Source organism: Pseudomonas orientalis (genome assembly GCF_001439815.1).
Taxonomy (GTDB): domain Bacteria; phylum Pseudomonadota; class Gammaproteobacteria; order Pseudomonadales; family Pseudomonadaceae; genus Aquipseudomonas; species Aquipseudomonas orientalis.
In genome coordinates this window covers 274,204-300,037 of the sequence record NZ_JYLM01000005.1, presented here as the reverse complement: position 1 = coordinate 300,037, position 25,834 = coordinate 274,204, and the positions used below count along the sequence as shown (strand labels likewise).

21 protein-coding genes are annotated in these 25,834 nt (G+C 62.2%); 12 read left to right on the top strand and 9 right to left on the bottom strand.

Translation table 11 applies throughout. The annotated features are described in order from the left end of the window. The first annotated feature begins 93 nt into the window (after positions 1 to 93). From TU82_RS15005 to TU82_RS14995, 3 genes are all read left to right on the top strand, one after another. Entirely contained in the window at positions 94 to 1,314 is a 1,221-nt protein-coding gene (locus tag TU82_RS15005; RefSeq protein ID WP_057723939.1) for a maltoporin, read from the top strand. Between the two features lie 169 nt (positions 1,315 to 1,483). Beyond that, positions 1,484 to 4,015 carry a phosphoenolpyruvate--protein phosphotransferase gene (ptsP, locus tag TU82_RS15000; RefSeq protein ID WP_057723938.1) on the top strand — a complete coding sequence of 844 codons (2,532 nt, stop codon included), beginning with the start codon at positions 1,484 to 1,486 and terminating at the stop codon, positions 4,013 to 4,015. Positions 4,016 to 4,017: 2 nt separating this feature from the next. Further along, positions 4,018 to 4,305, top strand: a complete 288-nt coding sequence (locus tag TU82_RS14995) for a PTS sugar transporter subunit IIB (protein WP_057723937.1) — start codon at positions 4,018 to 4,020, stop codon at positions 4,303 to 4,305. A 130-nt stretch (positions 4,306 to 4,435) separates the two neighbouring features. Here the strand turns inward: TU82_RS14995 and mltF are convergent, their stop codons facing one another. Then, positions 4,436 to 5,896, bottom strand: coding sequence for a membrane-bound lytic murein transglycosylase MltF (mltF, locus tag TU82_RS14990; protein WP_057723936.1), 1,461 nt, complete (start codon positions 5,894 to 5,896; stop codon positions 4,436 to 4,438). 286 nt (positions 5,897 to 6,182) lie between these two features. On the opposite strand from mltF, the gene purL reads away from it, so the two are divergent. The 4 genes from purL to TU82_RS14970 all read left to right on the top strand — a co-directional run bounded on the left by purL (position 6,183) and on the right by TU82_RS14970 (position 12,368). Continuing rightward, entirely contained in the window at positions 6,183 to 10,079 is a 3,897-nt protein-coding gene (purL, locus tag TU82_RS14985; protein ID WP_057723935.1) for a phosphoribosylformylglycinamidine synthase, read from the top strand. A 4-nt stretch (positions 10,080 to 10,083) separates the two neighbouring features. Beyond that, complete coding sequence (locus TU82_RS14980; RefSeq protein ID WP_057723934.1) at positions 10,084 to 10,395, top strand: YqfO family protein; 312 nt, start codon at positions 10,084 to 10,086, stop codon at positions 10,393 to 10,395. 363 nt (positions 10,396 to 10,758) lie between these two features. Beyond that, positions 10,759 to 11,697, top strand: coding sequence for a pectate lyase family protein (locus tag TU82_RS14975; RefSeq protein ID WP_057723933.1), 939 nt, complete (start codon positions 10,759 to 10,761; stop codon positions 11,695 to 11,697). A gap of 377 nt (positions 11,698 to 12,074) precedes the next feature. Further along, positions 12,075 to 12,368 (top strand): DUF6124 family protein, encoded by a 294-nt coding sequence (locus TU82_RS14970; RefSeq protein WP_231982777.1) that lies wholly within the window; start codon positions 12,075 to 12,077, stop codon positions 12,366 to 12,368. Positions 12,369 to 12,494: 126 nt separating this feature from the next. On the opposite strand, the gene nagE is transcribed toward TU82_RS14970, so the two are convergent. The 7 genes from nagE to TU82_RS14935 form a co-directional block, all read right to left on the bottom strand. After that, complete coding sequence (gene nagE, locus TU82_RS14965; RefSeq protein WP_057723932.1) at positions 12,495 to 14,198, bottom strand: N-acetylglucosamine-specific PTS transporter subunit IIBC; 1,704 nt, start codon at positions 14,196 to 14,198, stop codon at positions 12,495 to 12,497. 26 nt (positions 14,199 to 14,224) lie between these two features. Then, the gene (gene ptsP, locus TU82_RS14960; RefSeq protein ID WP_057723931.1) at positions 14,225 to 16,738 is read right to left on the bottom strand and encodes a phosphoenolpyruvate--protein phosphotransferase; all 2,514 of its coding nucleotides are present in this window, start codon (positions 16,736 to 16,738) and stop codon (positions 14,225 to 14,227) included. A 30-nt stretch (positions 16,739 to 16,768) separates the two neighbouring features. Then, on the bottom strand, positions 16,769 to 17,791 hold the full coding sequence (locus TU82_RS14955) for an SIS domain-containing protein (protein WP_156421663.1): 1,023 nt from the start codon (positions 17,789 to 17,791) through the stop codon (positions 16,769 to 16,771). After that, positions 17,772 to 18,878: an N-acetylglucosamine-6-phosphate deacetylase gene (gene nagA / locus TU82_RS14950; protein ID WP_057723929.1), complete on the bottom strand. Its 1,107-nt coding sequence runs from the start codon at positions 18,876 to 18,878 to the stop codon at positions 17,772 to 17,774. Before nagA ends, TU82_RS14955 begins: the two co-directional genes overlap by 20 nt. A gap of 10 nt (positions 18,879 to 18,888) precedes the next feature. Then, a complete protein-coding gene (locus tag TU82_RS14945; RefSeq protein WP_057723928.1) occupies positions 18,889 to 19,647 on the bottom strand; it encodes a GntR family transcriptional regulator in 759 nt (252 codons plus the stop codon). 261 nt (positions 19,648 to 19,908) lie between these two features. Then, entirely contained in the window at positions 19,909 to 20,412 is a 504-nt protein-coding gene (locus TU82_RS14940) for a L,D-transpeptidase family protein (RefSeq protein WP_057723927.1), read from the bottom strand. 37 nt (positions 20,413 to 20,449) lie between these two features. Beyond that, entirely contained in the window at positions 20,450 to 20,998 is a 549-nt protein-coding gene (locus TU82_RS14935) for an NUDIX hydrolase (protein WP_057723926.1), read from the bottom strand. A 146-nt stretch (positions 20,999 to 21,144) separates the two neighbouring features. Between TU82_RS14935 and TU82_RS14930 the strand changes: the two genes are divergently transcribed. From TU82_RS14930 to purT, 5 genes are all read left to right on the top strand, one after another. Then, positions 21,145 to 21,747 carry a CoA pyrophosphatase gene (locus TU82_RS14930; protein WP_056858702.1) on the top strand — a complete coding sequence of 201 codons (603 nt, stop codon included), beginning with the start codon at positions 21,145 to 21,147 and terminating at the stop codon, positions 21,745 to 21,747. 35 nt (positions 21,748 to 21,782) lie between these two features. After that, positions 21,783 to 22,307 carry a gamma carbonic anhydrase family protein gene (locus TU82_RS14925; protein WP_057723925.1) on the top strand — a complete coding sequence of 175 codons (525 nt, stop codon included), beginning with the start codon at positions 21,783 to 21,785 and terminating at the stop codon, positions 22,305 to 22,307. Further along, positions 22,304 to 22,519: a DUF1289 domain-containing protein gene (locus TU82_RS27920; RefSeq protein WP_082632022.1), complete on the top strand. Its 216-nt coding sequence runs from the start codon at positions 22,304 to 22,306 to the stop codon at positions 22,517 to 22,519. The genes TU82_RS14925 and TU82_RS27920 overlap by 4 nt, the downstream gene beginning before the upstream one ends. A 126-nt stretch (positions 22,520 to 22,645) precedes the next feature. Next, positions 22,646 to 23,113 carry a VUT family protein gene (locus TU82_RS14920; RefSeq protein WP_057723924.1) on the top strand — a complete coding sequence of 156 codons (468 nt, stop codon included), beginning with the start codon at positions 22,646 to 22,648 and terminating at the stop codon, positions 23,111 to 23,113. Positions 23,114 to 23,182: 69 nt separating this feature from the next. After that, on the top strand, positions 23,183 to 24,364 hold the full coding sequence (gene purT, locus TU82_RS14915; RefSeq protein WP_057723923.1) for a formate-dependent phosphoribosylglycinamide formyltransferase: 1,182 nt from the start codon (positions 23,183 to 23,185) through the stop codon (positions 24,362 to 24,364). A 103-nt stretch (positions 24,365 to 24,467) separates the two neighbouring features. Here purT and TU82_RS14910 read toward each other — a convergent pair whose 3' ends face one another. Then, the gene (locus tag TU82_RS14910; protein ID WP_057723922.1) at positions 24,468 to 25,778 is read right to left on the bottom strand and encodes an MFS transporter; all 1,311 of its coding nucleotides are present in this window, start codon (positions 25,776 to 25,778) and stop codon (positions 24,468 to 24,470) included. Between the last annotated feature and the right edge of the window lie 56 nt (positions 25,779 to 25,834).

The following is a 25,834-nucleotide window of genomic DNA, read 5'->3' as shown; positions in this document are numbered from 1 at the left end:
GAGCCTGGAAGTTCTTCGCGAGCAAGCTCGCTCCTACAGGTGATCGCGTCACGCAAGACAGTAAGAAAAACAATAAAAATATCGGAGTGCTTTATGAAAACAACAATAAAGCTGGGCCTCGTTGCATCCTGCCTGAGCCTGCCCTTCGGCGCTCAAGCCCTGGAGTTTGGCGGTTACCTGCGCAGCGGCGCGGGCACCTCTACCGGCAGCGGCAAGCAGCAGTGCTTCCAATTGCCGGGCGCGCAAACCAAATACCGCCTGGGCAATGAATGCGAGCAGTACGGCGAACTGGAATTGCGCCAGGACCTGCTGACCTTCGACGATGGTTCGGTGCTCAGCGTCGATGCCATGGCGTCCCTCTATAACAAGTACGACCGCGCCCTGAAATTCCAGGGCGAGAACAACGGCTCTGCGCGTATGCCGCAGATGTATGCGCAATGGTCCAACCTGCCCAGCCTCAATGGCGGTTCGCTGTGGGCCGGGCGGCGTTACTACAAACGTAACGACATCCATATCTCCGACTTCTACTACTGGAACCAGAGCGCTACCGGCGGGGGCGTCGAAGATGTGTTGATCGGCGGCTTGAAATACAGCTACGCGCTGTCGCGTAAAGACAACCTGTACCAGAAGGAGTACGCCACCCGTCACGACTTCAACGTAGCCGGTTTCAACACCAACCCCGGCGGCGAACTGGAGTTTGGCTTGAGCTACATCCAGAAGGCTGGCGGGCGTGACACCCACAGCGGTTGGGCGCTGACCGCGCAGCATGTGCAAAGCGCGTTCCTGGGCGGCAAGAACAAGTTTGCTCTGCAGTATGGCGAAGGGCCTGGCACCGGCCTGGGTTACACCGGCAATACGCGGTTGGACAAGAGCAGCAAAAGCTACCGCGCCGTGGAGTTTTTCGACTGGCAACTGACCCCGCGTTTTGGCGGGCAGGTCCAGGCGGTGTACCAGAAGGATGTACGTGCGGGGCGTCAGGACCAGAACTGGCTGTCGCTCGGCGTGCGCCCGGCGTATGCCATCAGCGAGCAATTCAAACTGGTCGCCGAGCTGGGGCACGATCAGGTCGAGGCCACGGGCGGTACGCGCAAGCTGAGCAAGTTCACCTTTGCCCCGACCTGGTCGCCCAAGGGCCCGGAATTCTGGGCGCGGCCGGAAGTGCGCCTGTACTACACCTATGCCACTTGGAACCAGGCGGCCAAGCGCGCGGCGAATGAGCTGGCGGCAGGTTCGGCGTTGTCCGACACCGGTGCCTACGGCACGGCGCGGCATGGGTCGAACATGGGCGTGCAGGTTGAATACTGGTGGAAATGACCCGCACTGAGGTGGGAGGGGGCTTGCCCCCGATGAGGGCGGGTCGGTCAATAGATGCCTGGCCTGATACTCCGCCGTCGGGAGCAAGCCCCCTCCCACATTTGATCTGTGCAATCCCGGGATTCGTATCCACTCAATGAATTTTAAAGACAACACTACAGGTGAAGCCATGAACCCCTCTCAACCCGTGGAACTGCTGGCGCCCCTGTCCGGAATGCTGCTGGCGCTGGATCAGGTGCCAGACCCGGTATTTTCCAGCCGCATGCTCGGTGATGGCGTGTGCATCGATCCCACCTCGCAGACCCTCTGCGCACCGCTGGCCGGGGTGATCAGTAATATTCAGGACAGCGGCCATGCGGTCAGCGTCACCGACGACAACGGCGTGCAGGTGTTGATGCATATCGGCCTGGATACCGTAAACCTGGCAGGCAAGGGCTTTACCCGCCTGGTCGAAGAGGGCCGGCGCGTGACGGCCGGCCAGCCGTTGATCGAGTTCGACGCCGACTATGTGGCGCTCAATGCCCGCAGTTTGCTGACCTTGATGCTGGTGGTCAGTGGCGAACCGTTTGTGGTGCTGGCGGCGCAGGGCGAAATGATTGAAGAGGGTCGACCCGTGTTGCGACTCTCGCCCGGCGAGGCAGCGGCAGACTCGATTGAGGAGCCGGGCTCTGCGCTGTTCTCCAAGCCGCTGACCCTGCTCAATGCCCATGGCTTGCACGCTCGCCCTGCGGCGGTGCTGGCCCAGGCGGCCAAAGGCTTCAGTTCGAGCATCTACCTGCACAAGCAAACCCAGAGCGCCAATGCCAAGTCGTTGGTGGCAATCATGGCGCTGCAAACCGTGCAGGGCGACACCTTGCAAGTGAGCGCGGCGGGGGAGGACGCGCAGGCCGCTATCCGCGCATTGTCGGCATTGTTGGCCGAAGGCTGTGGCGAAACGGTGGTGACTGCGGCTGAGCCGGTCGAACCGGTTACGCCTGTATCCTCGGCTGCGCTGCTGCGCGGCATCTGTGCGTCACCCGGTTCGGCGTTCGGTCAAGTGGTCCAAGTGGGTGAACCCGAGCTGGAGATTACTGAAGCCGGCACAGGCGAAGCCGCCGAGCGCGACGCCCTGATGCGTGGCCTGCTGGCGGCCAACGAGGCGTTGCAACGCTTGCAAGCCGACGCCGCCGGCAGTGCCCAGGCCGATATCTTCCGCGCCCATCAGGAGTTGCTTGAAGACCCGACGCTGCTCGAGCAGGCCCACCTGTTGCTGGCCAAGGGCAAGAGCGCGGCATTCGCCTGGAACAGCGCCACCGCCGCCACGGCCAGATTGTTCCTGGGCCTGGGCAATACGTTGCTCGCCGAGCGCGCCGCAGACCTGTCCGATGTCGGCCGGCGCGTGCTTAAACTGATTCTGGGGGTTGAGGATCGCGCCTGGGTGCTGCCTGCGCAGGCGATCCTGATCGCCGAGCAACTGACGCCCTCACAAACCGCGAATCTGGACACCAGCAAGGTGCTGGGATTGGTCACGGTCGGCGGCGGGGCGACCAGTCACGTCGCCATCCTCGCGCGCGCGCTGGGTATCCCCGCCCTCTGTGGTGCGCCCGCTGACGTATTGACGCTGGCCGATGGCACGCAGGTGCTTCTTGACGCCGACAGGGGCGAACTGCACCTGGAGCCCGATCAGGCCGACATCGACCACTCCCGGGCTGCCCGTGAGCGGCAAGGGGTGCGACGTCAGCGCGAAGTGGCCGAGGCCGCCCTGGCTGCCGTCACCCGCGACGGCCATCACGTCGACGTCACGGCCAACGTCGCCTCGTTGCAGGAAGTGGAGCAATCCCTGGTGCTGGGCGGCGAAGGCGTCGGCCTGCTGCGTTCGGAATTTCTCTACCTGGACCGCAATCGCGCGCCCAGCCCCGCCGAGCAGGCCGGTACGTATCGCGCCATTGCCCGAGCCCTGGGCGCCGAGCGTAATCTGGTGGTGCGCACCCTGGATGTCGGCGGCGACAAGCCGCTGGCCTATGTACCGATGGACGCCGAGACCAACCCGTTCCTGGGCTTGCGCGGTATTCGCCTGTGCCTGGAGCGGCCGGAACTGCTGCGTGAACAGTTGCGCGCGATCCTGGCCTGTGCCGGGTTGGCGCGGCTGCACATCATGTTGCCGATGGTCAGTCTGCTTTCGGAGCTGCATCTGGCGCGCAAGGTGCTGGAAGAGGAGGCGCGGGCACTCGGGCTCAGCGAGTTGCCAAAGCTGGGCATCATGATTGAAGTGCCGTCCGCCGCGTTGATGGCGGACGTGTTCGCGCCCCATGTGGATTTCTTTTCCATCGGTACCAATGACCTGACCCAATACACCCTGGCCATGGACCGCGACCACCCACGCCTGGCCAGCCAGGCCGACAGCTTTCACCCGGCGGTGCTGCGCTTGATCGCCACCACGGTCAAGGCCGCCCATGCCCATGGCAAGTGGGTGGGCGTCTGCGGCGCGCTGGCCTCTGAAACCCTGGCGGCGCCGGTGTTGATCGGGCTGGGCGTGGATGAACTGTCGGTCAGCGTACCCTTGATCCCGAGCATCAAGGCTACGGTGCGTGAACTGGACCTGGCCGACTGCCAGATCATCGCCCGCCAGGTGCTGGGCCTGGAAGAAGCCGGCCAGGTGCGTGAGGCCTTGCGCCTGTACCACGCCGCCACCGTTGAAACCTCATCTGTCGTGGAGCATTGAGCATGTTCGAGAAATTGCAGCAGGCGTTCTGGAAAGCCCTGACGCCGGATCTGATTGCGGAAACGGTCGCGGCGCCGAGGGGGGAGGGCCTGTTACCGGTCGATGTGCTGAGCGCATTGGGCGGCGAGGCCAACCTCAAGTCGCAACAACGTGTGGCGCTGACGCGGGTGCGGGTGCAACTGAAGGAGGCGGGGCGGTTGGATGAGTCAGCGCTGAAAGCGGCGGGCGTGCCGGGTGTCATGGTGTTGGCGGGTGGCGTCGTCCATCTGCTCACAGGCCTCCAAGCCTAGCGCAGATCCAAATGTGGGAGGGGGCTTGCCCCCGATGGCGGTGTATCAGTCTCCTCATGTAGTGACTGACACTCTGCTATCGGGGGCAAGCCCCCTCCCACATTGCTCTATGGTGTCTGGAATATTGAGTTTAGAGTTGCGGGGTTTCTTCCGGCGGCTTGGTCTTGTCCACACCCGGCACATGCAGGTTGCCTTCCACCACCTGGTTACCTTCCAGCTGCGGCTGGGTCACCCAGGTCAGGATGTCGTAGTAGCGCCGGATGTTCGCCACAAAATGCACCGGCTCGCCGCCCCGGGCATAGCCGTAGCGGGTCTTGCTGTACCACTGCTTCTGCGACAGGCGCGGCAGCATTTTCTTCACATCCAGCCATTTGTTCGGGTTCAGGCCTTCCTTCTTGGCCAGAAGGCGCGCGTCATCCAGGTGACCGGTGCCGACGTTGTAGGCGGCGAGGGCAAACCAGGTGCGGTCGGGCTCGGCGATCTTGTCGTCCAGCTCGTCCTTGATCTTGGCCAGGTACTTGGCGCCGCCCATGATGCTTTGTTTGGCGTCCAGGCGGTTGGACACACCCATCGCCTGTGCGGTGTTCTGGGTCAGCATCATCAGGCCGCGCACGCCGGTCTTGGACGTTACCGCCGGTTGCCACAGCGATTCCTGGTAGCCGATGGCCGCCAACAGGCGCCAATCGACCTTTTCTTCCTTGGCGTAGGCGCGAAAGTGCTTCTCGTACTTGGGCAGGCGCTGTTGCAAATGCTGGGCGAAGGTGTAGGCGCCGACATACCCCAGTACATCGACGTGCCCGTAATAGCGATCTTTCAGACGCTGCAGGGTGCCGTTCTTCTCGACCTTGTCCAGGTAGCTGTTGATTTCGTTGAGCAGGCTGTTGTCAACGCCAGCGGCCACTGCCCAGCTCTGGTTGCTGGCATTGCCCAGGTCGAACGCGACCCGCACGTTGGGGAAGTACACCTGGTTCATGGCGACTTCGTTGGAATCCACCAGGGTCAGGTCGATTTGCCCTTCGTCGACCATGCGCAGCAGGTCGACCACTTCAACGGCATCGGATTCTTCGTATTCGATGGCCGGGTTCTGTTTTTTAAGCGCCGCCAACTGCTCGGCGTGGGTACTGCCCTTGAGCACCATGATCTTCTTGCCGACCAGGTCCGCCGCGTTGGTCGGCCGTGATTGGCCGTTGCGATAGATAATCTGGGGCGTGACTTCAAGGTACGGGTGGGAGAAGCGCACCTGTTGCTGGCGCTGTTCGCTGCTGACCAGGCCGGCGGCGGCGAGCACCGGACCGTTGGGCTTGCCCAACTGGCCGAACAGGTCATCGAGGTTGTCGGCGGTTTCGATTTCAAGCTTGACGCCCAGGTCATCGGCAAAGCGCTTGACCAGTTCGTATTCGAAACCGGTTTCACCGTTGCGGTCCTGGAAATACGTGGCAGGGCTGTTCCGGGTGATCACCCGCAATACGCCATCCTCCTTGATTCGCTCGAGCGTGCTGGGTTTATCAACACAGGCGCTGAGCATCAGGAAGAGTCCGGTTGCGATGAGCCATCTGGCGCATCGCGGGCGCAAAGCAGTTGGGGAGAACATCTGCGCAGTATACGCAAACGGCCCACGGCGCCATATCTCGACAGCGGCACACTTGTCTGCTAGTCGCTGAAAAACTGTGCTGCACCCCGCAGAAACGCGGCCTGGCGCTTGATTGTGACGGTTAAAATATCTGCGCCCGAGGCCACGGATTGTGCCGATGCGCCGCGCAAACCGTGCCAACTGACGTTCGGCAGCGGCCAGCGGTAGCGTTTCGGGTGCCGTTGGCGAAGGTTTACGCTAGAATGCACGGCCTCAAAGCACACCCCTTCCCGAGGCTGTCCCGAAGATGTTGATCCTGCGCGGCGCTCCTGCCCTTTCTGCCTTTCGCCACAGCAAACTCCTTGAACAACTGAGCCAGAAGGTTCCAGCGGTTACAGGCCTGTATGCTGAATTTGCTCACTTCGCCGACGTAACCGGCGTCTTGACCGCCGACGAACAGCAAGTGCTCGCACGCCTTCTGAAGTACGGCCCAAGCGTTCCCGTTCAAGAGCCGACCGGCCGCTTGTTCCTGGTTCTGCCGCGGTTCGGCACCATCTCGCCGTGGTCGAGCAAGGCCAGCGACATCGCCCGCAACTGCGGCCTGGCGAGCATCCAGCGCCTGGAGCGTGGTATCGCCTTCTACGTCGCCGGGCAGTTCAGCGAGGCCGACGCCGAGCTGATCGCCAGCAGCCTGCACGACCGCATGACCCAGATCATCGTCACCCAGCTGGAACAGGCTGCCGGCCTGTTCAGTCACGCCGAGCCCAAGCCGCTCACCGCGATTGACGTGCTTGGCGGTGGCCGCGCCGCTCTCGAGAAGGCCAACACCGAACTGGGCCTGGCCCTGGCCGAAGACGAGATCGACTACCTGGTCACTGCCTTCAACGGCTTGAAGCGCAACCCCCACGACATCGAACTGATGATGTTCGCGCAAGCCAACTCCGAGCACTGCCGTCACAAGATCTTCAACGCCAGTTGGGACATCGACGGCCAGAGCCAGGAAAAAAGCCTGTTCGGCATGATCAAGAACACCTACGTGATGCACAGCGAAGGCGTTCTGTCGGCTTACAAAGACAACGCCTCGGTCATCGTCGGCAGCGTCGCCGGCCGTTTCTTCCCGGACCCTGAGACCCGCCAGTACGGCGCGGTGCAGGAACCGGTGCATATCCTGATGAAGGTCGAGACCCACAACCACCCGACCGCGATTGCCCCGTTCCCGGGCGCAGCCACCGGTTCCGGCGGCGAGATCCGTGACGAAGGCGCCACCGGCCGTGGCGCCAAACCCAAGGCGGGCTTGACCGGTTTCACCGTGTCCAACCTGCAGATCCCGGGTTTCGAACAGCCGTGGGAAGTGCCCTACGGCAAACCCGAGCGCATCGTCACCGCGCTGGACATCATGATCGAAGGCCCGCTGGGCGGCGCCGCGTTCAACAACGAATTCGGGCGCCCGGCGCTGACCGGCTACTTCCGCACCTTCGAACAATCCATCACCACCCCGCGTGGCGATGAAGTACGCGGTTACCACAAGCCGATCATGTTGGCCGGCGGCATGGGCAACATCCGTGAAGAACACGTCAAGAAAGGCGAAATTCTGGTCGGCTCCAAGCTGATCGTGCTCGGCGGCCCGGCCATGTTGATCGGCCTGGGCGGCGGCGCAGCCTCCTCCATGGCCACCGGCACCAGCTCGGCCGACCTGGACTTCGCTTCGGTACAGCGCGAAAACCCGGAAATGGAACGTCGCTGCCAGGAAGTCATCGACCGTTGCTGGCAGTTGGGCGACAAGAACCCGATCAGCTTCATCCACGACGTCGGCGCCGGCGGTTTGTCCAACGCCTTCCCCGAGCTGGTCAACGATGGCGAGCGTGGTGGCCGTTTCGAACTGCGCAACATTCCAAACGACGAGCCGGGCATGGCCCCGCACGAAATCTGGAGTAACGAATCCCAGGAACGCTACGTACTGGCCGTCGGCCCTGAAGATTTCGCACGCTTCCAGGCCATCTGCGAACGCGAGCGCTGCCCGTTTGCCGTAGTTGGCGAAGCCACTGCCGAGCCGCAATTGACGGTCACCGACAGCCACTTCGGCAACAGCCCGGTGGACATGCCGCTCGAAGTGCTGCTGGGCAAAGCCCCGCGCATGCACCGTTCGGCGGTACGTGAAGCCGAGCTGGGTGATGATTTCGACCCAAGCACCCTGGAACTGGCCGACAGCATTGAACGCGTGCTGCACCACCCGGCCGTGGCGAGCAAAAGCTTTTTGATCACCATTGGCGACCGCACCATCACCGGCCTCGTGGCCCGTGACCAAATGGTCGGCCCATGGCAGGTGCCGGTGGCCGACGTTGCCGTCACCGCCACCAGCTTCGACGTTTACACCGGTGAAGCCATGGCCATGGGCGAGCGCACGCCGCTGGCCTTGCTGGACGCGCCGGCGTCGGGCCGCATGGCGATTGGTGAAACCCTCACCAACATCGCCGCGTCGCGTATCGGCAAGCTGTCCGACATCAAACTGTCGGCGAACTGGATGTCCGCTGCCGGTCACCCGGGTGAAGATGCGCGGCTGTACGACACGGTCAAAGCCGTCGGCATGGAGCTGTGCCCTGAACTGGGTATCACCATTCCGGTGGGCAAGGACTCCATGTCCATGGCAACCCGTTGGAACGAAGACGGCACCGACAAGAGCGTCACCTCGCCGCTGTCGCTGATCGTCACCGGTTTTGCGCCGGTCACCGACATCCGCCAGACCCTGACCCCGCAACTGCGCATGGACAAGGGCACCACCGACCTGATCCTGATCGACCTGGGCCGTGGCCAGAACCGCATGGGCGCCTCGATCCTGGCGCAGACCCACGGCAAGCTCGGCAAGCACGCCCCGGACGTCGACGACGCCGAAGACCTTAAGGCCTTCTTCGCCGTGATCCAGGGCCTCAACGCCGACGGTCATCTGCTGGCTTACCACGACCGTTCCGACGGTGGTTTGCTGACCAGCGTGGTCGAGATGGCCTTCGCCGGTCACTGCGGCCTGAACATCGTGCTCGACAGCGTTGCCGAGGACGCCGCCGAGATCAACGGCATCCTGTTCAACGAAGAGTTGGGTGCCGTGATCCAGGTGCGCCAGGACGCGACCCCGGACGTACTCGCCCAATTCAGCGCCGCCGGCCTGGACGACTGCGTGGCGGTGATCGGTCAGCCGATCAACAACGGTGAGGTCAACATCTCCTTCAACGGCGACACCGTGTTCGCCGGCCAGCGCCGTCTGCTGCAACGCCAGTGGGCCGAGACCAGCTACCAGATCCAGCGCCTGCGCGACAACGTCGACTGCGCCGAGCAGGAATTCGACGCGATCCTGGAAGAAGACAACCCAGGGCTGAGCACCATGCTCAGCTTCGACGTCAACCAGGACGTCGCCGCGCCTTACATCAAGAAAGGCATTCGCCCACAGGTTGCCGTGCTGCGTGAGCAGGGCGTCAACGGCCAGGTAGAAATGGCGGCGGCGTTTGACCGTGCCGGCTTCAATGCGATCGACGTGCACATGAGCGACATCCTCGCCGGTCGCGTTGACCTCAACGAGTTCAAAGGCCTGGTGGCCTGCGGCGGTTTCTCCTACGGCGACGTGCTGGGGGCCGGTGAAGGCTGGGCCAAGTCGGCCCTGTTCAACAGCCGTGCCCGCGATGCGTTCCAGGGCTTCTTCGAACGTAACGACAGCTTCACCCTGGGTGTGTGCAACGGTTGCCAGATGATGTCCAACCTCAGCGAACTGATCCCGGGCAGTGAGTTCTGGCCGCACTTTGTGCGTAACCGTTCCGAGCAGTTCGAAGCTCGCGTGGCCATGGTGCAGGTGCAGGAATCCAACTCGATCTTCCTGCAGGGCATGGCCGGTTCGCGCATGCCGATCGCCATCGCCCACGGCGAAGGCCATGCCGAGTTCGCCAGCGAAGAAGCCCTGCTCGAAGCCGACCTGTCCGGCACTGTGGCCCTGCGCTTTGTCGATAACCACGGCAAGGTCACCGAGACCTACCCGGCCAACCCGAACGGCTCGCCGCGCGGGATCACCGGCCTTACCAGCCGCGACGGCCGCGTGACCATCATGATGCCGCACCCGGAGCGCGTATTCCGCGCCGTGCAGAACTCGTGGCGCCCGGAAGAGTGGAACGAAGACGGCGCCTGGATGCGCATGTTCCGCAACGCGCGCGTGTGGGTGAACTAAAGCCGTGTACAAGCTCGCCTTCTTCGTGCCCGACAGCCATGTGGAGACGGTGAAAACCGCCGTCTTCGCAGCGGGTGGCGGGCGCATCGGCAACTACGACCACTGCGCCTGGCAAGTGCCGGGCCAAGGCCAATTCCGCGCGTTGGACGGCAGTCAGCCGTTTATCGGGCAGGTTGGCCAGGTTGAAGTGGTTGAGGAATGGAAGGTTGAGCTGGTGGTGGCGGATGAGTTGATTGTGGCTGTTGTGGCTGCCTTGAAGCTGAGCCACCCGTATGAGACACCGGCGTATGAGGTTTGGCAGTTGGCGGATTTTTGATCGGCTGGGTGCATAAACAAGAAACCCGCTGGGCCAGTATGGTCAGCGGGTTTTTTGTTGCCTTCAAGGCCTCATCGGGGGCAAGCCCCCTCCCGCATTCAACTGCATTCCAACGATGAAACGCGGTCAACTGTGGGAGGGGGCTTGCCCCGCTTGAAAGGAGATCTTGTCGACTATATCAATCCACGCTTGACGCCATTTCTTTTACAGGTCACTGTATGCATGTACAGTATTTGAGGCGCCGGTAACATGCAACGTCAGTCGGTTGCGCCGTCACTCATCCCATTGTGCACATGACCAGGACGGTCATGTTTCATTCCTGACTCGATCATCGAGTCCCATGTTGCAAGAGAGGGAACTCCTATGTCTTATCCAGAAAGCAAACTCACCGGCATGACCGGCTTCGCCAAAGCCGCCAAGGTCACTGGCGGGTGGTCCGGTCCGGTTGTCAGCATCACCAGCCTGGATCAGCTCAAAGCCAATATTGCCGATGCCACGCCCCGCGTGCTGGTGATCAACAGCAATATCTCGGCGTCCAGTTTGACCAAGGTCTCCATGGGTTCAAACAAAACCCTGGTTGGCTCGTTCCAGAACCGCACGCTCAACAACATCCACTTGCGTGCGACACCTGAGTCGCAAAACATCATTTTTCAGAACATCGTTTTCCAGCACTCGGCTGGTATCAAGGCCAATGATGATATCCAGCTGTACCTCAACTACGGCAGCAAGTACTGGATCGATCACTGTTCCTTTGTCGGCCATGACTGGTCCGCCAATGATGGCAGCCTCGACAAGCTGTTATACATCGGCGACAAGGCCGACTACGCGACCATCAGCAACTGTTTTTTCGGCAATCACAAGTACGGCCTGATCCTGGGCCATCCCAGCGATGACAACAACACAGCCTACAATGGCTTCCCACGGCTGACTATTTGCCATAATCGCTTCGAGAATATGGAAGTGCGCGCACCGGGTTTGATGCGTTATGGCTACTTCCATGTCTATAACAACTACATCAACAAGTTTCATCTCGGCTTTACGCTGGCGCAAAACGCCAACATTCTTTCCGAGAGCAACAACTTTGGCGAAGGCAGCGCAAGCAACGGCATGTTGGACGATAAAGGCAACGGTACGTTTACCGATATTGGCAGCGTGCCTGCTATCACGAATCAGAAGTCGCCCAAAGCGCAGTGGACTGCTTCGTCCAATTACAGCTACACCTTGAGGACCGCTGCGCAGGCAAAGGATTTCACCGTCAAGAATGCGGGGGCCCAGTCGGTAAGCCTGGTGTTCGGTGGCTAAAGCCCGGAGGCTCAGCCATCCGTATGAGACACCGGTTTATGAGGTGTGGCAGTTGGCGGATTTTTGATCGGCTGGCTGCATAAACAAGAAACCCGCCGGGCCAGTTTGGCCGGCGGGTTTTTTGTTGCCTTTCAAGGCCTCATCGGGGGCAAGCCCCCTCCCACATTCAACTGCATTCCGACGATGAAACTCGGTCAACTGTGGGAGGGGGCTTGCCCCCGATAGCGTCCGTCCAGGCGCCTCGGAGATTTCCGACAAGCCTTTCAGGTTGTCCGTCGGAACTCGCACAACTAACCTCCGTCAGTCGCTGCCAATTCAGTGACCGGGACTGCAAGCCTGAAAAATCACTAGGAGCCTATTCCATATGGAGTTTAATGATGATCAGCGACAACTTGCTAACTGGTTCAATCTCATCTCAAGCCGAGTCCCGCCAAGCTGGTGATTCAGCGTCCGACCAGATCTTCACCGTACTACCCAGTCTGAACAGCGAAACCCTGCTCGCCAACGCCTCCCAAGACCTGGCATCCGTGCAGGCACTGGCGGGTAATCTGGCTTTTGATGTCGACGGTCCGCAGCGTGATGCCGTGCTGGGGATTCATCGGATGGTGGAGGGCATTCAGTTGATGGTGGATCGGGTACTGGATTTAGTTGAGGTGCCTGAGCACAAGTAATCAGGCGCCTGTGAGGGCCAATCGGGGGCAAGCCCCCTCCCACATTTTGATCGGTGCCGGACGTGGCAATGCGGTCAAGTGTGGGAGGGGCTTGCTCCCGATGAGGCCAGAACAACCACTACCTCTCTAAACCCTGGCGCCGACCACAGGGCCACTGACCAACCGCTCCAACGCCTCACCCAACCCGGACGCCTTGTCACCAATCAACAAGTGCCAAACACCGCTCTCAAGCTGACTCACACCCTGGCAACCGAGCGCAGTGAGCTGAGCTTCAGACAACCCTGAATCATCGCCCAGTTCCACCCGCAGCCGGGTCATCGCCACCGCTTCCAGCTGACGCACATTCGTACGGCCACCCAGAGCGCTTAGCCATTTCTCGGCCTCCTGGACATTCACCGCCAGCGGCTCATTCACAGGCGCCGCGACAACAGCAGTGGGTATAAACGAAGGCATCGCCAAGCGAATCTCATCGGCAATGCTATCGGCCATCGGCCCGACCACTACCTGTAAGCTCCCACCATTCCCCGGCCGCACCACCGCCATGGCGCCCAGCGCTTTCAACTCTGCGTCCACCGCCTTGTTGCGATCCGCCATGTCCAAGCGCAGGCGTGTAGTGCAAGCGCCGACACTGAGCAGGTTCTGCGCACCGCCCAACGCCTGGATATAAGCCGTCGCACGCTGGTTATCACTCATCGCTTCAGCCTGCACTACCTGGATGTCTTCACGGCCCGGCGTCTTCAGGTTGAAGCGGCGGATGCAATAGCTGAACACGCTGTAGTAGATCACCGAGTAGGCCAGGCCCACCGGTACCACCAGCCAGCCGTTGGTGGACTTGCCCCAGCCCAGCACCATGTCGATAAACCCACCGGAGAAGGTAAAGCCGAGGTGGATGTTCAGCATATTGGTCACGGCCATCGACAGGCCGGTCAGCAGCGCATGCAGCAAGTAGAGGAACGGTGCGAGGAACATGAAGGCAAATTCAATCGGCTCGGTCACCCCGGTGAGGAACGAGGTCAGCGCCATCGACAGGAAAATCCCGCCCATGACCTTGCGCCGCTCCGGCAACGCGTTGCGGTACATCGCCAGGCACGCCGCCGGCAGGCCGAACAGCATCACCGGGAACATGCCGGTCATGAACTGGCCGCCTTTCGGGTCGCCGGCAAAGTAGCGGGTCAGGTCGCCCGTGACCACCGCGCCGGTTACCGGGTCGGTGAAGCTGCCGAACACGAACCACGCCATGTTGTTAAGGATGTGGTGCAAACCGGTGACGATCAGCAGGCGGTTGAACACGCCAAACACGAACGCACCCAGACTGCCGCTTTCCATCAGCAACACGCCAAAGCTGTTGATGCCCTGCTGGATCGGCGGCCAGATCAGGCCAAAGATCACACCCAGGCCCACCGCCGAAAAGCCGGTGACAATCGGCACAAAGCGTCGTCCGCCAAAGAACGCCAGGTACTCCGGCAATTTGATGTCCTTGAAGCGGTTATACAGCGCGCCCGCCATCAGGCCACTGGCGATACCGGCGAGCATGCCCATGTTGATGGAGGTGTCCATCACCTTGAGCGTGGAGATCATCACCAGGTAGCCAATCGCGCCAGCCAAGCCCGCCGTGCCGTTGTTATCGCGGGCGAAACCCACGGCAATGCCGATGGCGAAGATCAACGCCAGGTTGGCGAAGATCGCCTGCCCGGCATCGTGCATCACCGCGATGTTGAGCAGGTCGGTGTCGCCGAGGCGTAGCAACAGGCCGGCGATCGGCAGGATCGCAATCGGCAGCATCAATGCGCGGCCCAGGCGTTGCAGGCCTTCGATAAAGTGTTGGTACATGGCGTGTCTCCCTATTCTTGTTGTTTTCAGCTCAGCGGCCAGTGGTGTTGACAGGCTTGGCGAACGGCCTTGGCACTGCTCAGGTTGAGCAGCTCAAGGCTCAGTTGCCGGCATTGCGCGGCGTCCAGGTGACGGACGCGGTCCTTGATTTCGCCGATCTGCGGCGGGCTTACCGACAACTCGGTAACCCCCAGGCCGACCAGCACGGGCGTGGCCAGCGGGTCGGAGGCGAGGGCGCCGCACACGCCGACCCAACGCCCGTGTTTCGCAGCACCGGCGCAGGTTTGCGCAATCAGCCGCAGCAAGGCCGGGTGCAACGCATCGACGCGCGCGGCGAGGCCCGCGTGGTCGCGGTCCATGGCCAGGGTGTACTGGGACAGGTCATTGGTGCCGATGGACAAAAAGTCCGCATGTTCGGCCAGCTGTTCAGCCATCAGCGCGGCGGCGGGCACTTCGATCATCACGCCCAGTTCAGGGCGCTGGCTCAAACCCAACTCGGCGCACAGTTCATCCAGGCGCTGGCGGATCTGCAGCAATTCGTCCACTTCACTGACCATTGGCAAGAGGATGCGGCAACGCGCCAGCGGCGAGACTTGCAACAGGGCGCGCAGTTGCTGGTCGAGCAGTTCGGGGCGCACCTGGGCCATGCGAATACCGCGCAGGCCCAACACCGGGTTGGCTTCCACAGGCAGCGGCAGGTAGTCGAGCTGCTTGTCGCCGCCCACATCGATGGTGCGAATGATCACCGATTTGTCGCCCATGGCATCCAGCACGGCCTGATAAGCCTGGCGTTGTTCCTGTTCATCCGGCGCGGTGCGGCGGTCGACGAAGAGGAATTCGGTGCGCAGCAGGCCGACGCCATCGGCGCCGTTTTCGAACGCCAGTTGGGCCTCGCTGCTGGAGGCGACGTTGGCGGCTATTTCAATGCTCACGCCATCGGTGGTGCGGGCAGGCAGTTGGGCCTGAGCCTGTTGCTGCTGACGACGAACCTTCTGCGCGTCGCGAATCTGGTGCACTTCAGCATGGCGCGCGTCAGTGGGGGCCAGTTCCAGGCGGCCATTGGCGGCGTCCAGCACCACGCGCCGGCCCTGGGGCACATCCAGCACCTCGGCACCCAGCGCGACCACGCAGGGTAAGCCTTTACCCCGCGCAAGAATGGCGACGTGTGACGTGGCGCCGCCTTCGGCCATACAGATACCCACAGCCTGCTGCTCACTCAGTTGCAGCAAGTCCGATGGTGTCAGTTCATGGGCACTGACAATCGATCCGGCGGGCAGCTCAAAGTGCCAGGCCTCACCCAGCAAGGCGCGCAATACGCGTTGTTGCAGGTCGCGAAGATCGTTGGCGCGCTCGGCAAACAACGGCTTGCCCAACGCCAACAGCACGGCGCACTGGGCCTGGATTGCATCACGCCAGGCGTGGGTGGCAGCGCTGCCTTGAGCGATTGCGTCGGTGGCCGCTTCCAGCAGCGCCGGGTCTTCCAGCAGCGCGAGGTGGGCGGCGAAGATGTCTTCTTCCTCGACGTTCTTGCGTTGGCGGGCATGCTCGAGGGTGCTGCGGATTTCATCGCGCACCTGTTCTAGCGCTGTGTCGAGGCGCTGCTGTTGTTCGTCGGCACTATGGTTGCCGGTGTCTTCCGGCAACTCGATGCCGGTCAGGCGAAACAGCGGCCCGCACACCAGGCCGGGCGCTGCACAAACGCCTTGCAGCACATCGGCTTCAACATTGGCGCGACGTGGCGCAGCAGCGACTACCGGCGCGTGATGCGTTTCGCTGACCGCCACAGACAACGCCGCAATCAATCCTTGCAACGCCGCCTCGGCGTCTTGGCCACGGCAACTCACCCGCACTTCGTCGCCTTCGCCAATGCCCAGGCCCATCAAGCCAATCAGGCTGTCGCACGACGCCGACTTGTCAGCGAAGTGCAGGTGCGACTGGCTGCTGAAACCCTGGGCCGTCTTGCGAATCAGGGCGGCAGGGCGTGCATGCAAACCGCCCCGGTGGGTGATGCGCACGCTGGCGCTGGTCTCAAAGCTGGAGTTATCCACAGCCGCTTGAACAGTGGCGGTGGCACGCGCAGCAATGCGCATCAACGGCTCGCCAACCTTGACTGTCTTCAGCGGCAAAGACGTCAGCTCATAGCGATCACTGTTAGTCAGGATGATCAGGCTCACCAGGCTTTTGCACTGGCGCGCAATGCGGTCCAGGTCAAACTGCACCAACGGCTGGCCCTCGCTCACCCGTGCGCCTTCCTTCACCAGCAAGGCAAAGCCTTCGCCCTTGAGTTCCACGGTGTCGATGCCTACATGCATCAGCACTTCGGCACCGTTATCAGCGCGGATGGTCAGGGCATGCCCGGTGCGGGCGACATGGATGATCACACCGTCACAGGGCGCCTGCAGGCAATCGTTCAACGGGTCGATGGCAATCCCGTCGCCCATGGCGCCGCTGGCGAACACTTCGTCGGGGACGCGGTTCAGGGCCAGCACCGGCCCACTCAAGGGGGCGCTTAAGGTCAATGGATTATTGTTGTTGGACATGGGCACGGTACTCATCAGGAAAACGCCGCTTCAGTGCGTGCGGGTGACTTTGCTCAGGTGGCGCGGCTGGTCCGGGTCCATGCCCCGTGCCTCAGCCAGGCCGGCGGCCATCACGTAGAAGCTCTGGATCGCCAGGATCGGGTCCAGGCTTGGGTGTTCGGCGCGGCTCAGGGTCAGGTCGCGTTCGGCAATATCGTCTGGTGCGGCCAGCAATACGCAGGCGCCGCGCTGGCGCATATCGGCGGCCAAGGTCAGCAGGCCGGCCTGTTCGGCGCCGCGTGGGGCGAAGACCAGCAAGGGGTAGTTTTCGTCGATCAAGGCCATCGGCCCGTGACGCACCTCGGCGCTGCTGAAAGCTTCGGCCTGGATCGCCGAGGTTTCCTTGAGCTTGAGCGCGGCTTCCTGAGCAATGGCAAACCCGGCGCCACGGCCGATCACCATCAAGCGCTGGCTACCTTTGAGCGCATCGACGGCCAGGCGCCAATCTTGCTTGGCGGCATCGCGCAGGCCATCGGGCAGGGCCTGGCAGGCTTGCAGCAGGTCGGGTTCCTGGTTCCAGTGGCCGATCAACTGCGCGCTGGCGCTGAGGGTGGCGATAAAGCTCTTGGTCGCGGCCACGCTGAGTTCCGGTCCGGCGCACAGCGGCACGTGAAACTCACACGCGGCTTGCAGCGGCGAGTCTTCGGCATTCACCAGCGAGATGCTCAAGGCGCCGCGCTTGCGCAACAGGCGCAGGCTGTTGACCAGATCCGGGCTCTGACCAGACTGGGAGAACCCGAACGCCACCTGGCCGCTGACTTTCATCGGCGCCTGCAACAAGGTCACCACCGACATCGGCAACGACGCCACCGGAATGCCCACATGCTGCATGGCCAGGTAAGCGAAGTAACTGGCGGCGTGGTCCGAGCTGCCACGGGCGATGGTCATCGCCACTTGCGGCGGCTGGCGGCGCAGGCGACCGGCGATTTCCTGCAAGGCCGGGTCCAGGCGTTGCAGTTGTGCCGCGACGGCGTCGCAGGAGGCCAGGGCCTCTTCAAGCATTTTTGAAGTCAATGGTGTCTCCTTCGACCATTACGTCGGTGAGTGTCAGGGAGCGGTCCAGGCGCACGCAGTCGGCAAAGCTGCCGGGTTGCAGGCGACCGCGTTCTTCCAGGCCCAGGTAGTCCGCAGGAAACTGCGACAGGCGTTGTGAGGCTTCACTGATAGGCAGGCCGATTTTCACCAGGTTGCGCAGCGCCTGATCCATGGTCAGGGTGCTGCCGGCCAGGGTGCCGTCGGCCAGGCGCACGCCGCCCAGGCATTTGGTCACGGTGTGGCTGCCCAGCTTGTATTCGCCATCGGGCATGCCGGCGGCGGCGGTGGAGTCGGTGACGCAGTACAGGCACGGGATCGAGCGCAAGGCCACGCGGATCGCGCCGGGATGTACATGCAGCAAGTCCGGTATCAGCTCGGCGTACTTGGCGTGGGCCAGCGCGGCGCCGACGATGCCCGGCTCGCGGTGATGCAGCGGGCTCATGGCGTTGTACAAGTGGGTAAAGCTGGTGGCGCCGGCGGCGAGGGCGGCGACGCCTTCTTCGTAGCTGCCCAGGGTGTGGCCGATCTGCATGCGCACGCCGCGTTCGCTGAGGGCGCGGATCAGGCCGTCGTGGCCGGCGATTTCCGGGGCGATGGTGATCACCCGGATCGGCGCCAGGCGCAGATAGCCTTCGACTTCGGCCATCAACGCGGTGTGGGCGAAGTTGGGTTGTGCACCGAGTTTGCCCGGGTTGATGTAAGGACCTTCCAGGTGCACGCCCAATACCCGGGCGCTGCCTGTCGGACGCTGCTCGCAGAACCTGCCGAGTTCACCGAGGACGCTGGTGATTTCGTCCACCGGCGCCGTCATGGTGGTGGCCAATAGTGAGGTGGTGCCGAACCGCACGTGGGTCCGGGTGATGGTCTCGAAAGCGTTGGCACCTTCCATGATGTCCGCGCCGCCGCCGCCGTGCACATGCAGGTCGATAAAGCCTGGCAGCAAATAGGGCAGGTCGTTGTCGGCCGGGTCGCACGGCGTGCCTTCAATGGCAACTACCTTGCCGTGCTCGTGCACCAGGCGGCCGCGCATCCAGCCGCTGGGCGTGAGGATATTGTCTTCGGACATGGGCAGTTCTCTAAATTCGCAATTCGGCGGAATAGTCATGACGGCGCAGCTCTGCGACAAAGTCGTAGTAGTCGTTGCGGCAGTAGGTGTCGGTGATTTCAATCGGCGTGTTGTCGGCGGTGTAGCCCACGCGGGTCATCAGCAGCATGGCGGTGCCGGGGGCGATGCCCACCAGCTTGGCGAACTCGTCCGACGCATTGATCGCCTGGATATGTTGCAGGGCACGTACGATGGGCTTGCCGATGCCTTCCAGGTATTCGTACAGCGAATTGCCGATGGCTTGCGGCTGGGGCAGTACGGAGGCGGGCAGGGTGGTCATTTCGATCGCCATCACCGTGTCATCGGCTTTGCGCAGGCGCTTGAGGCGCGCCACTTTGTCGGTGGGCGACAGGCACAGACGGATCAGTTCTTCGTGGGTGGGCGGGGTGATGTCGCGCTCCAGCCACTGGGAGGTGGGCACAAACCCCTTGAGCCGGAGCATTTCACTGAATCCCGACAAGCGCGACAACGGTTGTTCCAGGCGCGGCGTAATAAAGGTGCCGGAGCCCTGGCTGCGGCGGATCAAGCCCTGGGCAAGCAACACTTCCAGCGCTTTGCGGGCGGTCACCCGCGAGATGCTCAGCTGTTCGCTGAGGGCGCGTTCGGAGGGCAGGGCCTGCTCGGATTTCCACTGGCCGGCATGGATCGCGGCTTCAAGGCTGCGAGCCAGTTGCAGGTACAGCGGCGTGGATTGCTTGTCGTCGGGGCGCAGGGCCAGGATGGGATTCATCTGTCAGGTTTCCGATGCGTTATTGGAGTGTTGTCGCCCGGTAATGGCCGGAAATTAATACCACTTAAATACCATGTCAATGCTGCCAAAACGGTGCGAGCCCCGGTTTCAGGGCTTCTTAACGGTGCGTGGTATCAAGTGGTATTAGAAAGGTTTTTGTTGCGCGCACACATGCGCAGCCCGCGCAGTGAACTGGTATTCACCGGCAGGCGCTGCCTGGGGCAGGAAATATTTTCGAATTATTTTACGAGCGGTCGCCGATCAGGGCCGAATCTCGATCAGGGTGCCGTCCTTGACCAGGCTCCAGACTTCGCGCATGTCCACATTGCGCATGCCGATGCAGCCGTCGGTCCAGTCCAGGGTGTGAAACCACTGTTCCGGATAGTCCTCGGTGTCGGGCGTGCCGTGGATCATGATCATGCTGCCCGGTTTCACCCCTTCGCGGCGCGCGCGGGCGGCGTCGCTGATATTGGGGTAGGAGATGTGCATGGCCAGGTTGAAGCGCTCGCTGGTCTTGCGCCAATCGATCCAGTACAAGCCTTCAGGCGTGCGACGGTCGCCCTCGATCAGTTTGTGGCCTTTGGGGTTTTTTCCCAGGGATATGCGATAGGTCTTGAGGGGCTTGCCGTCGTTGATCAACTGCAACTGGTGGGCGGATTTGAGCACCAGGACTTTTTCGACAGGTTTGCCGCCCAGGGTTTCCACCGTGGAGGCCGAGGACAGGGCAGCGAACGACAGGCAGATCAGAGCAAGCAACCAACGCATTGAAACGGTATCCCTTTGGCGACGATCGGCCGGCTTGTTATTGGGCGGGCTTGGACAGCGGTGGCACGGACTCGCTGCGCACCGGGTAGGCCTGTTGGCGACGGTCAGCGAAGAAGCATTCTAAGGTACGCCCGACCGTGCGGAAAGCCAGCTCGGACCAAGGGATATCGGCCTCGGCGAACAGCTTCACTTCCAGGCTTTCGATGCCTGCGGCGAAGTCCAGGTCGATCAGCTCGGCGCGGTAGAAGATATGCACCTGGCTGATGTGCGGCACATTGATCAGGGTGTAGAGGCTCAGGTTGCGCACGCGGGCACAGGCTTCTTCCAGCGTCTCGCGCATGGCGGCCTGCTCGACGGTTTCGCCGTTTTCCATAAAGCCCGCGGGCAGGGTCCAGTAGCCCAGGCGCGGCTCGATGGCGCGGCGGCACAGCAGCACTTTGTCGCCCCACACCGGCACGGTACCAGCAACGATATTGGGGTTCTGATAGTGAATGGTCGAGCAATGGTCACAGACATAGCGCAGGCGCGCGTCGCCTTCGGGAATGCGTTGGGTGACCGATTTACCGCACTGGCTGCAGAAATTCATGCTGGGGTTCCTGGGGAGTGGGCCTATCTTGGCTTGGCGGGCAGGGCCCTGCAAGTTGTCGTTTCGCGACACGCCTGTGGTTTTGGGGTTGGGCGCCTGCTCGCTTTGGTGCATGATGCAAGGTAGCCAACAGACCGAGATGACTCATGCTGGACGAGCTACTTCGCCGGGTAAGCAATCACACTCCCCACACCCTGGAGACCGACGGGCGTTTCCCCGAGGCCGCGGTGCTGGTACCGATTACCCGCAGTGACGAACCCGAGCTGATCCTGACCCTGCGCGCCAGCGGCCTGTCGACCCATGGCGGCGAAGTGGCCTTTCCCGGCGGGCGCCGCGACCCCGAAGACCCGGACCTGATCTTTACCGCCCTGCGCGAAGCCGAAGAAGAAATCGGCCTGCCGCCGGGGCTGGTCGAGGTCATTGGCCCGTTGAGCCCGCTGATCTCCCTGCACGGCATCCGTGTAACGCCGTATGTAGGCGTGATTCCCGACTATGTCGAATATTTGGCCAACGACGCCGAAATCGCCGCTGTCTTCAGCGTGCCCCTTGAATTTTTTCGCCAGGACCCACGCGAGCACACCCACCGCATCGACTATCAGGGCCGCAGTTGGTATGTGCCAAGCTACAGGTTCGGCGAATACAAGATCTGGGGCTTGACGGCAATCATGATCGTCGAGCTGATCAACCTGCTCTATGACGACGCCCAGATCAGCCTGCATCAGCCACCCAAGAGCTTCATCAACATCTAAGCCATCGTTTGAATGGCGAGCCGTGAGGGAACACCATGAAATACCGCCTGGGCGACGCCCGCGTCGAGACGCATTCCAACAGTTGGGTGGCACCGAATGCCACGCTGGTGGGCAAGGTCAAGCTGGAGGAGGGCGCCAACGTCTGGTTCAACGCGGTATTGCGCGGCGACAACGAACTGATCCTGATCGGCAAAAACAGCAACGTGCAGGACGGCAGCGTGATGCACACCGACATGGGCTACCCGCTGACCCTCGGCACCGGCGTGACCATCGGCCATAACGCCATGCTGCATGGCTGCACTGTCGACGACTACAGCCTGATCGGCATCAACGCGGTAGTTCTCAACGGCGCCAAAATTGGCAAGCATTGCATCATCGGCGCGAACTCGCTGATCGGCGAAGGCAAGGAAATTCCCGATGGCTCGCTGGTGATGGGTTCACCGGGCAAAGTAGTGCGTGAACTGACCGAAGCGCAGAAGCGCATGCTCGAAGCCAGTGCCGCGCACTATGTGCATAACGCGCAGCGCTATGCGCGGGACCTGGTTGAGCAGGAAGAATGAGTGCGGTTGAACGGCCGGTTGCCTCGCCTTGCGTGAGCATTTGCGCGTTGGACGATGATGACATTTGTACTGGCTGCCAGCGTACGGTTGACGAGATTACGCGTTGGAGCCGCATGGATAATGCCGAGCGACGGGTGGTGTTGGGGTTGTGTCATGAGCGGGCGCTGGCGGGTGGGTTAGTGTTTATGGTTTCTGGTAAATCCGGCGCCTGACTGCTGCCCCCCCTGTAGGAGCGAGCTTGCTCGCGAAAAACCCAAGAACACCGCGTATAGTCAGATCCCCCGCGTCATCGTTAACGGTTTTCGCGAGCAAGCTCGCTCCTACAGGTTTTCTGCCCCATGCTCTTCCTGATCGCCTACATCAGCAGCGTCGTGCTGATCAACTTCGCCTTCTCCACCGCCCCGCACCTGGACGTGATCTGGTCCGCCTGGGGTGGCCTGGTCTTCATCCTGCGCGACATGGTGCAAACCCGCTTCGGCCACGGCGCGATCATCGCCATGCTGGCCGCGCTGGTGCTGTCATATGTGACATCCGACCCGGCCATCGCCCTGGCCAGCGCCACGGCGTTCGCGGTGTCCGAGTGCATCGACTGGCTGGTGTTCAGCATCACCCGGCGCCCGCTGCACGACCGCCTGTGGATAAGTTCGGCGCTGAGCATTCCCCTGGATACCTTTATCTTCTTCGGCCTGATCGGCGCACTGACCCCAGCCGTGGTGGGCACTGCCCTGGCGTCTAAGTTTGCCGGGGTCACGGCTGTGTGGCTGATCATGGCCTGGCGCATCCGCAAGCGGACCGTCGCCAACTGAGGCCAATTTTTACAGTTCATGTAAAATGCCGGCCTTTCTCCCCATGATCCGCTCCCCTGAGGACCTGAGATGACCCGAATCGGAACTCCATTGTCGCCAACCGCGACCCGCGTTTTGCTGTGTGGCTGCGGTGAGCTGGGCAAGGAAGTGGTGATCGAACTGCAACGCCTGGGCGTTGAAGTGATTGCCGTGGATCGCTACGCCAATGCGCCGGCCATGCAGGTGGCGCACCGCAGCCACGTGATCAACATGCTCGACGGTGCCGCCTTGCGCGCCGTAATCGAGGCGGAGAAGCCGCACTTCATCGTGCCGGAAATCGAAGCCATCGCCACCGCTACCCTGGTGGAACTGGAGGCCGAAGGGTTCACCGTGATCCCGACCGCGCGCGCCACCTCGCTGACCATGAACCGCGAAGGCATCCGTCGTCTGGCTGCCGAAGAACTGGACCTGCCGACCTCGCCGTACCACTTCGCCGACACCTTCGAAGACTACAGCAAGGCCGTGCAAGACTTGGGTTTCCCGTGCGTGGTCAAGCCGGTGATGAGTTCGTCGGGCAAGGGCCAGAGCCTGCTGCGCAGCGCCGATGACGTGCAGAAAGCCTGGGATTACGCCCAGGAAGGCGGACGGGCCGGTAAAGGTCGGGTGATCATTGAAGGCTTTATCGATTTCGACTACGAAATCACCCTGTTGACCGTGCGCCACGCTGGCGGCACCACCTTCTGCGCGCCGGTCGGCCATCGTCAGGAGAAGGGCGACTACCAGGAATCCTGGCAGCCCCAGGCCATGAGCCCGGTTGCCCTGGCCGAGTCCGAGCGCGTTGCCAAGGCGGTGACCGAAGCCCTGGGCGGTCGTGGTCTGTTTGGCGTGGAGTTGTTCATCAAGGGCGATCAGGTGTGGTTCAGCGAAGTGTCGCCGCGTCCCCATGACACCGGTCTTGTGACCCTGATTTCCCAGGATTTGTCGCAGTTTGCCCTGCACGCCCGCGCTATCCTCGGCCTGCCGATCCCGTTGATCCGTCAGTTCGGGCCGTCGGCTTCGGCGGTGATTCTGGTGGAGGGGCAGTCGACCCAGACGGCGTTTGCCAACCTGGGTGCTGCGTTGAGCGAGCCGGATACGGCGTTGCGTCTGTTTGGCAAGCCCGAGGTCAACGGCCAGCGCCGCATGGGCGTGGCGCTGGCGCGGGATGAGTCGATTGAGGCTGCTCGTGCCAAGGCGACCCGGGCTTCTCAGGCTGTGGTTGTAGAACTCTAAAAGCATCGGGGGCAAGCCCCCTCCCACATTTGAATGTATTCACAACTCTAACTATGTGAACCCGATCAAGTGTGGGAGGGGGCTTGCCCCCGATAGCGGTCTATCAGGCGACCTTGTTCAAATCATTATCCCGCGTCTCTTTCAGACACAGCACCGCAATCAAACTCAGCAACGCTGCCGCCGACACATACCCCCCGACATAACTCAGCCCGCCCATCGCCACCAGCTTGGTCGCGAAGAACGGCGCCGCCGATGCGCCCACGATCCCGCCCAGGTTATACGCCGCCGAAGCGCCGGTATAACGCACGCGGGTCGGGAACAGTTCCGGCAGCAGCGCACCCATCGGCGCGAATGTCACGCCCATCAGGAACAGTTCCAGCGCCAGGAACAGCGCCACCGCCCAGGTCGAGCCGTGGGTCAGCAGCGGCTCCATGGTAAAGCCCGACAGCATCGCCAGGACCGCGCCGACAATCAGCACCGGCTTGCGCCCGTAACGATCGCTGGCCAGGGCCGCCAACGGCGTTGCCAGGCCCATGAACAGCACCGCGAAGCACAACAGGCCGAGGAAGGTTTCACGGCTGTAGCCCAGGGTCGATACCCCGTAGCTCAGGGAAAATGCGGTGGTGATATAGAACAGCGCATAGCACACCACCATCGACGCGGCGCCCAGCAATACCGGCAGCCAATGCTGGCTGAACAGCTCCACCAGCGGCACCTTCACCGGTTTTTCATGGGCCACGGCATTGGCGAACACCGGCGTCTCGTGCAGCTTGAGCCGTGCGTACAGACCCACCATCACCAGCGCCGCGCTGAGGATGAACGGAATGCGCCAGCCCCAGCTGCGGAACTGCTCGTCGTTCAGGCTCATGGCCAGAATCAGGAACAAGCCATTGGCCGCCAAAAAGCCAATCGACGGGCCCAACTGCGGGAACATCCCAAACCAGGCGCGTTTGCCTTTGGGCGCGTTCTCGGTCGCCAGCAAGGCCGCGCCGCCCCATTCCCCGCCCAGGCCCAGGCCTTGGCCGAAGCGCAATACACACAACAGGATCGGTGCCCAGGCGCCAATGCTGTCGTAGCCGGGCAGCAAGCCGATCAGGGTGGTACACACGCCCATCAGCAACAGCGAGGCCACCAGCGTCGACTTGCGGCCAATGCGGTCGCCAAAGTGGCCGAACAGCGCCGAACCCAGCGGGCGCGCGATAAAAGCGATGCCGAAGGTCAGGAACGACGCCAGCATCTGCGCGGTGCCGGACGTCTGCGGGAAGAACACCGGGCCGATCACCAGCGCGGCAGCTGTGGCGTAGATATAGAAGTCGTAGAACTCGATGGCGGTGCCGACGATGCTCGCGGTCGCCACGCGAGCCGTCGAGTTGGTGGGGGCAGCGGTCGCAGCCTCGTTATAGGTGGTGCTCATGGCGGTAATCCCTGACGGTCATTGCGCGTTTGGACGCGGATTATTATTGGTCGTAC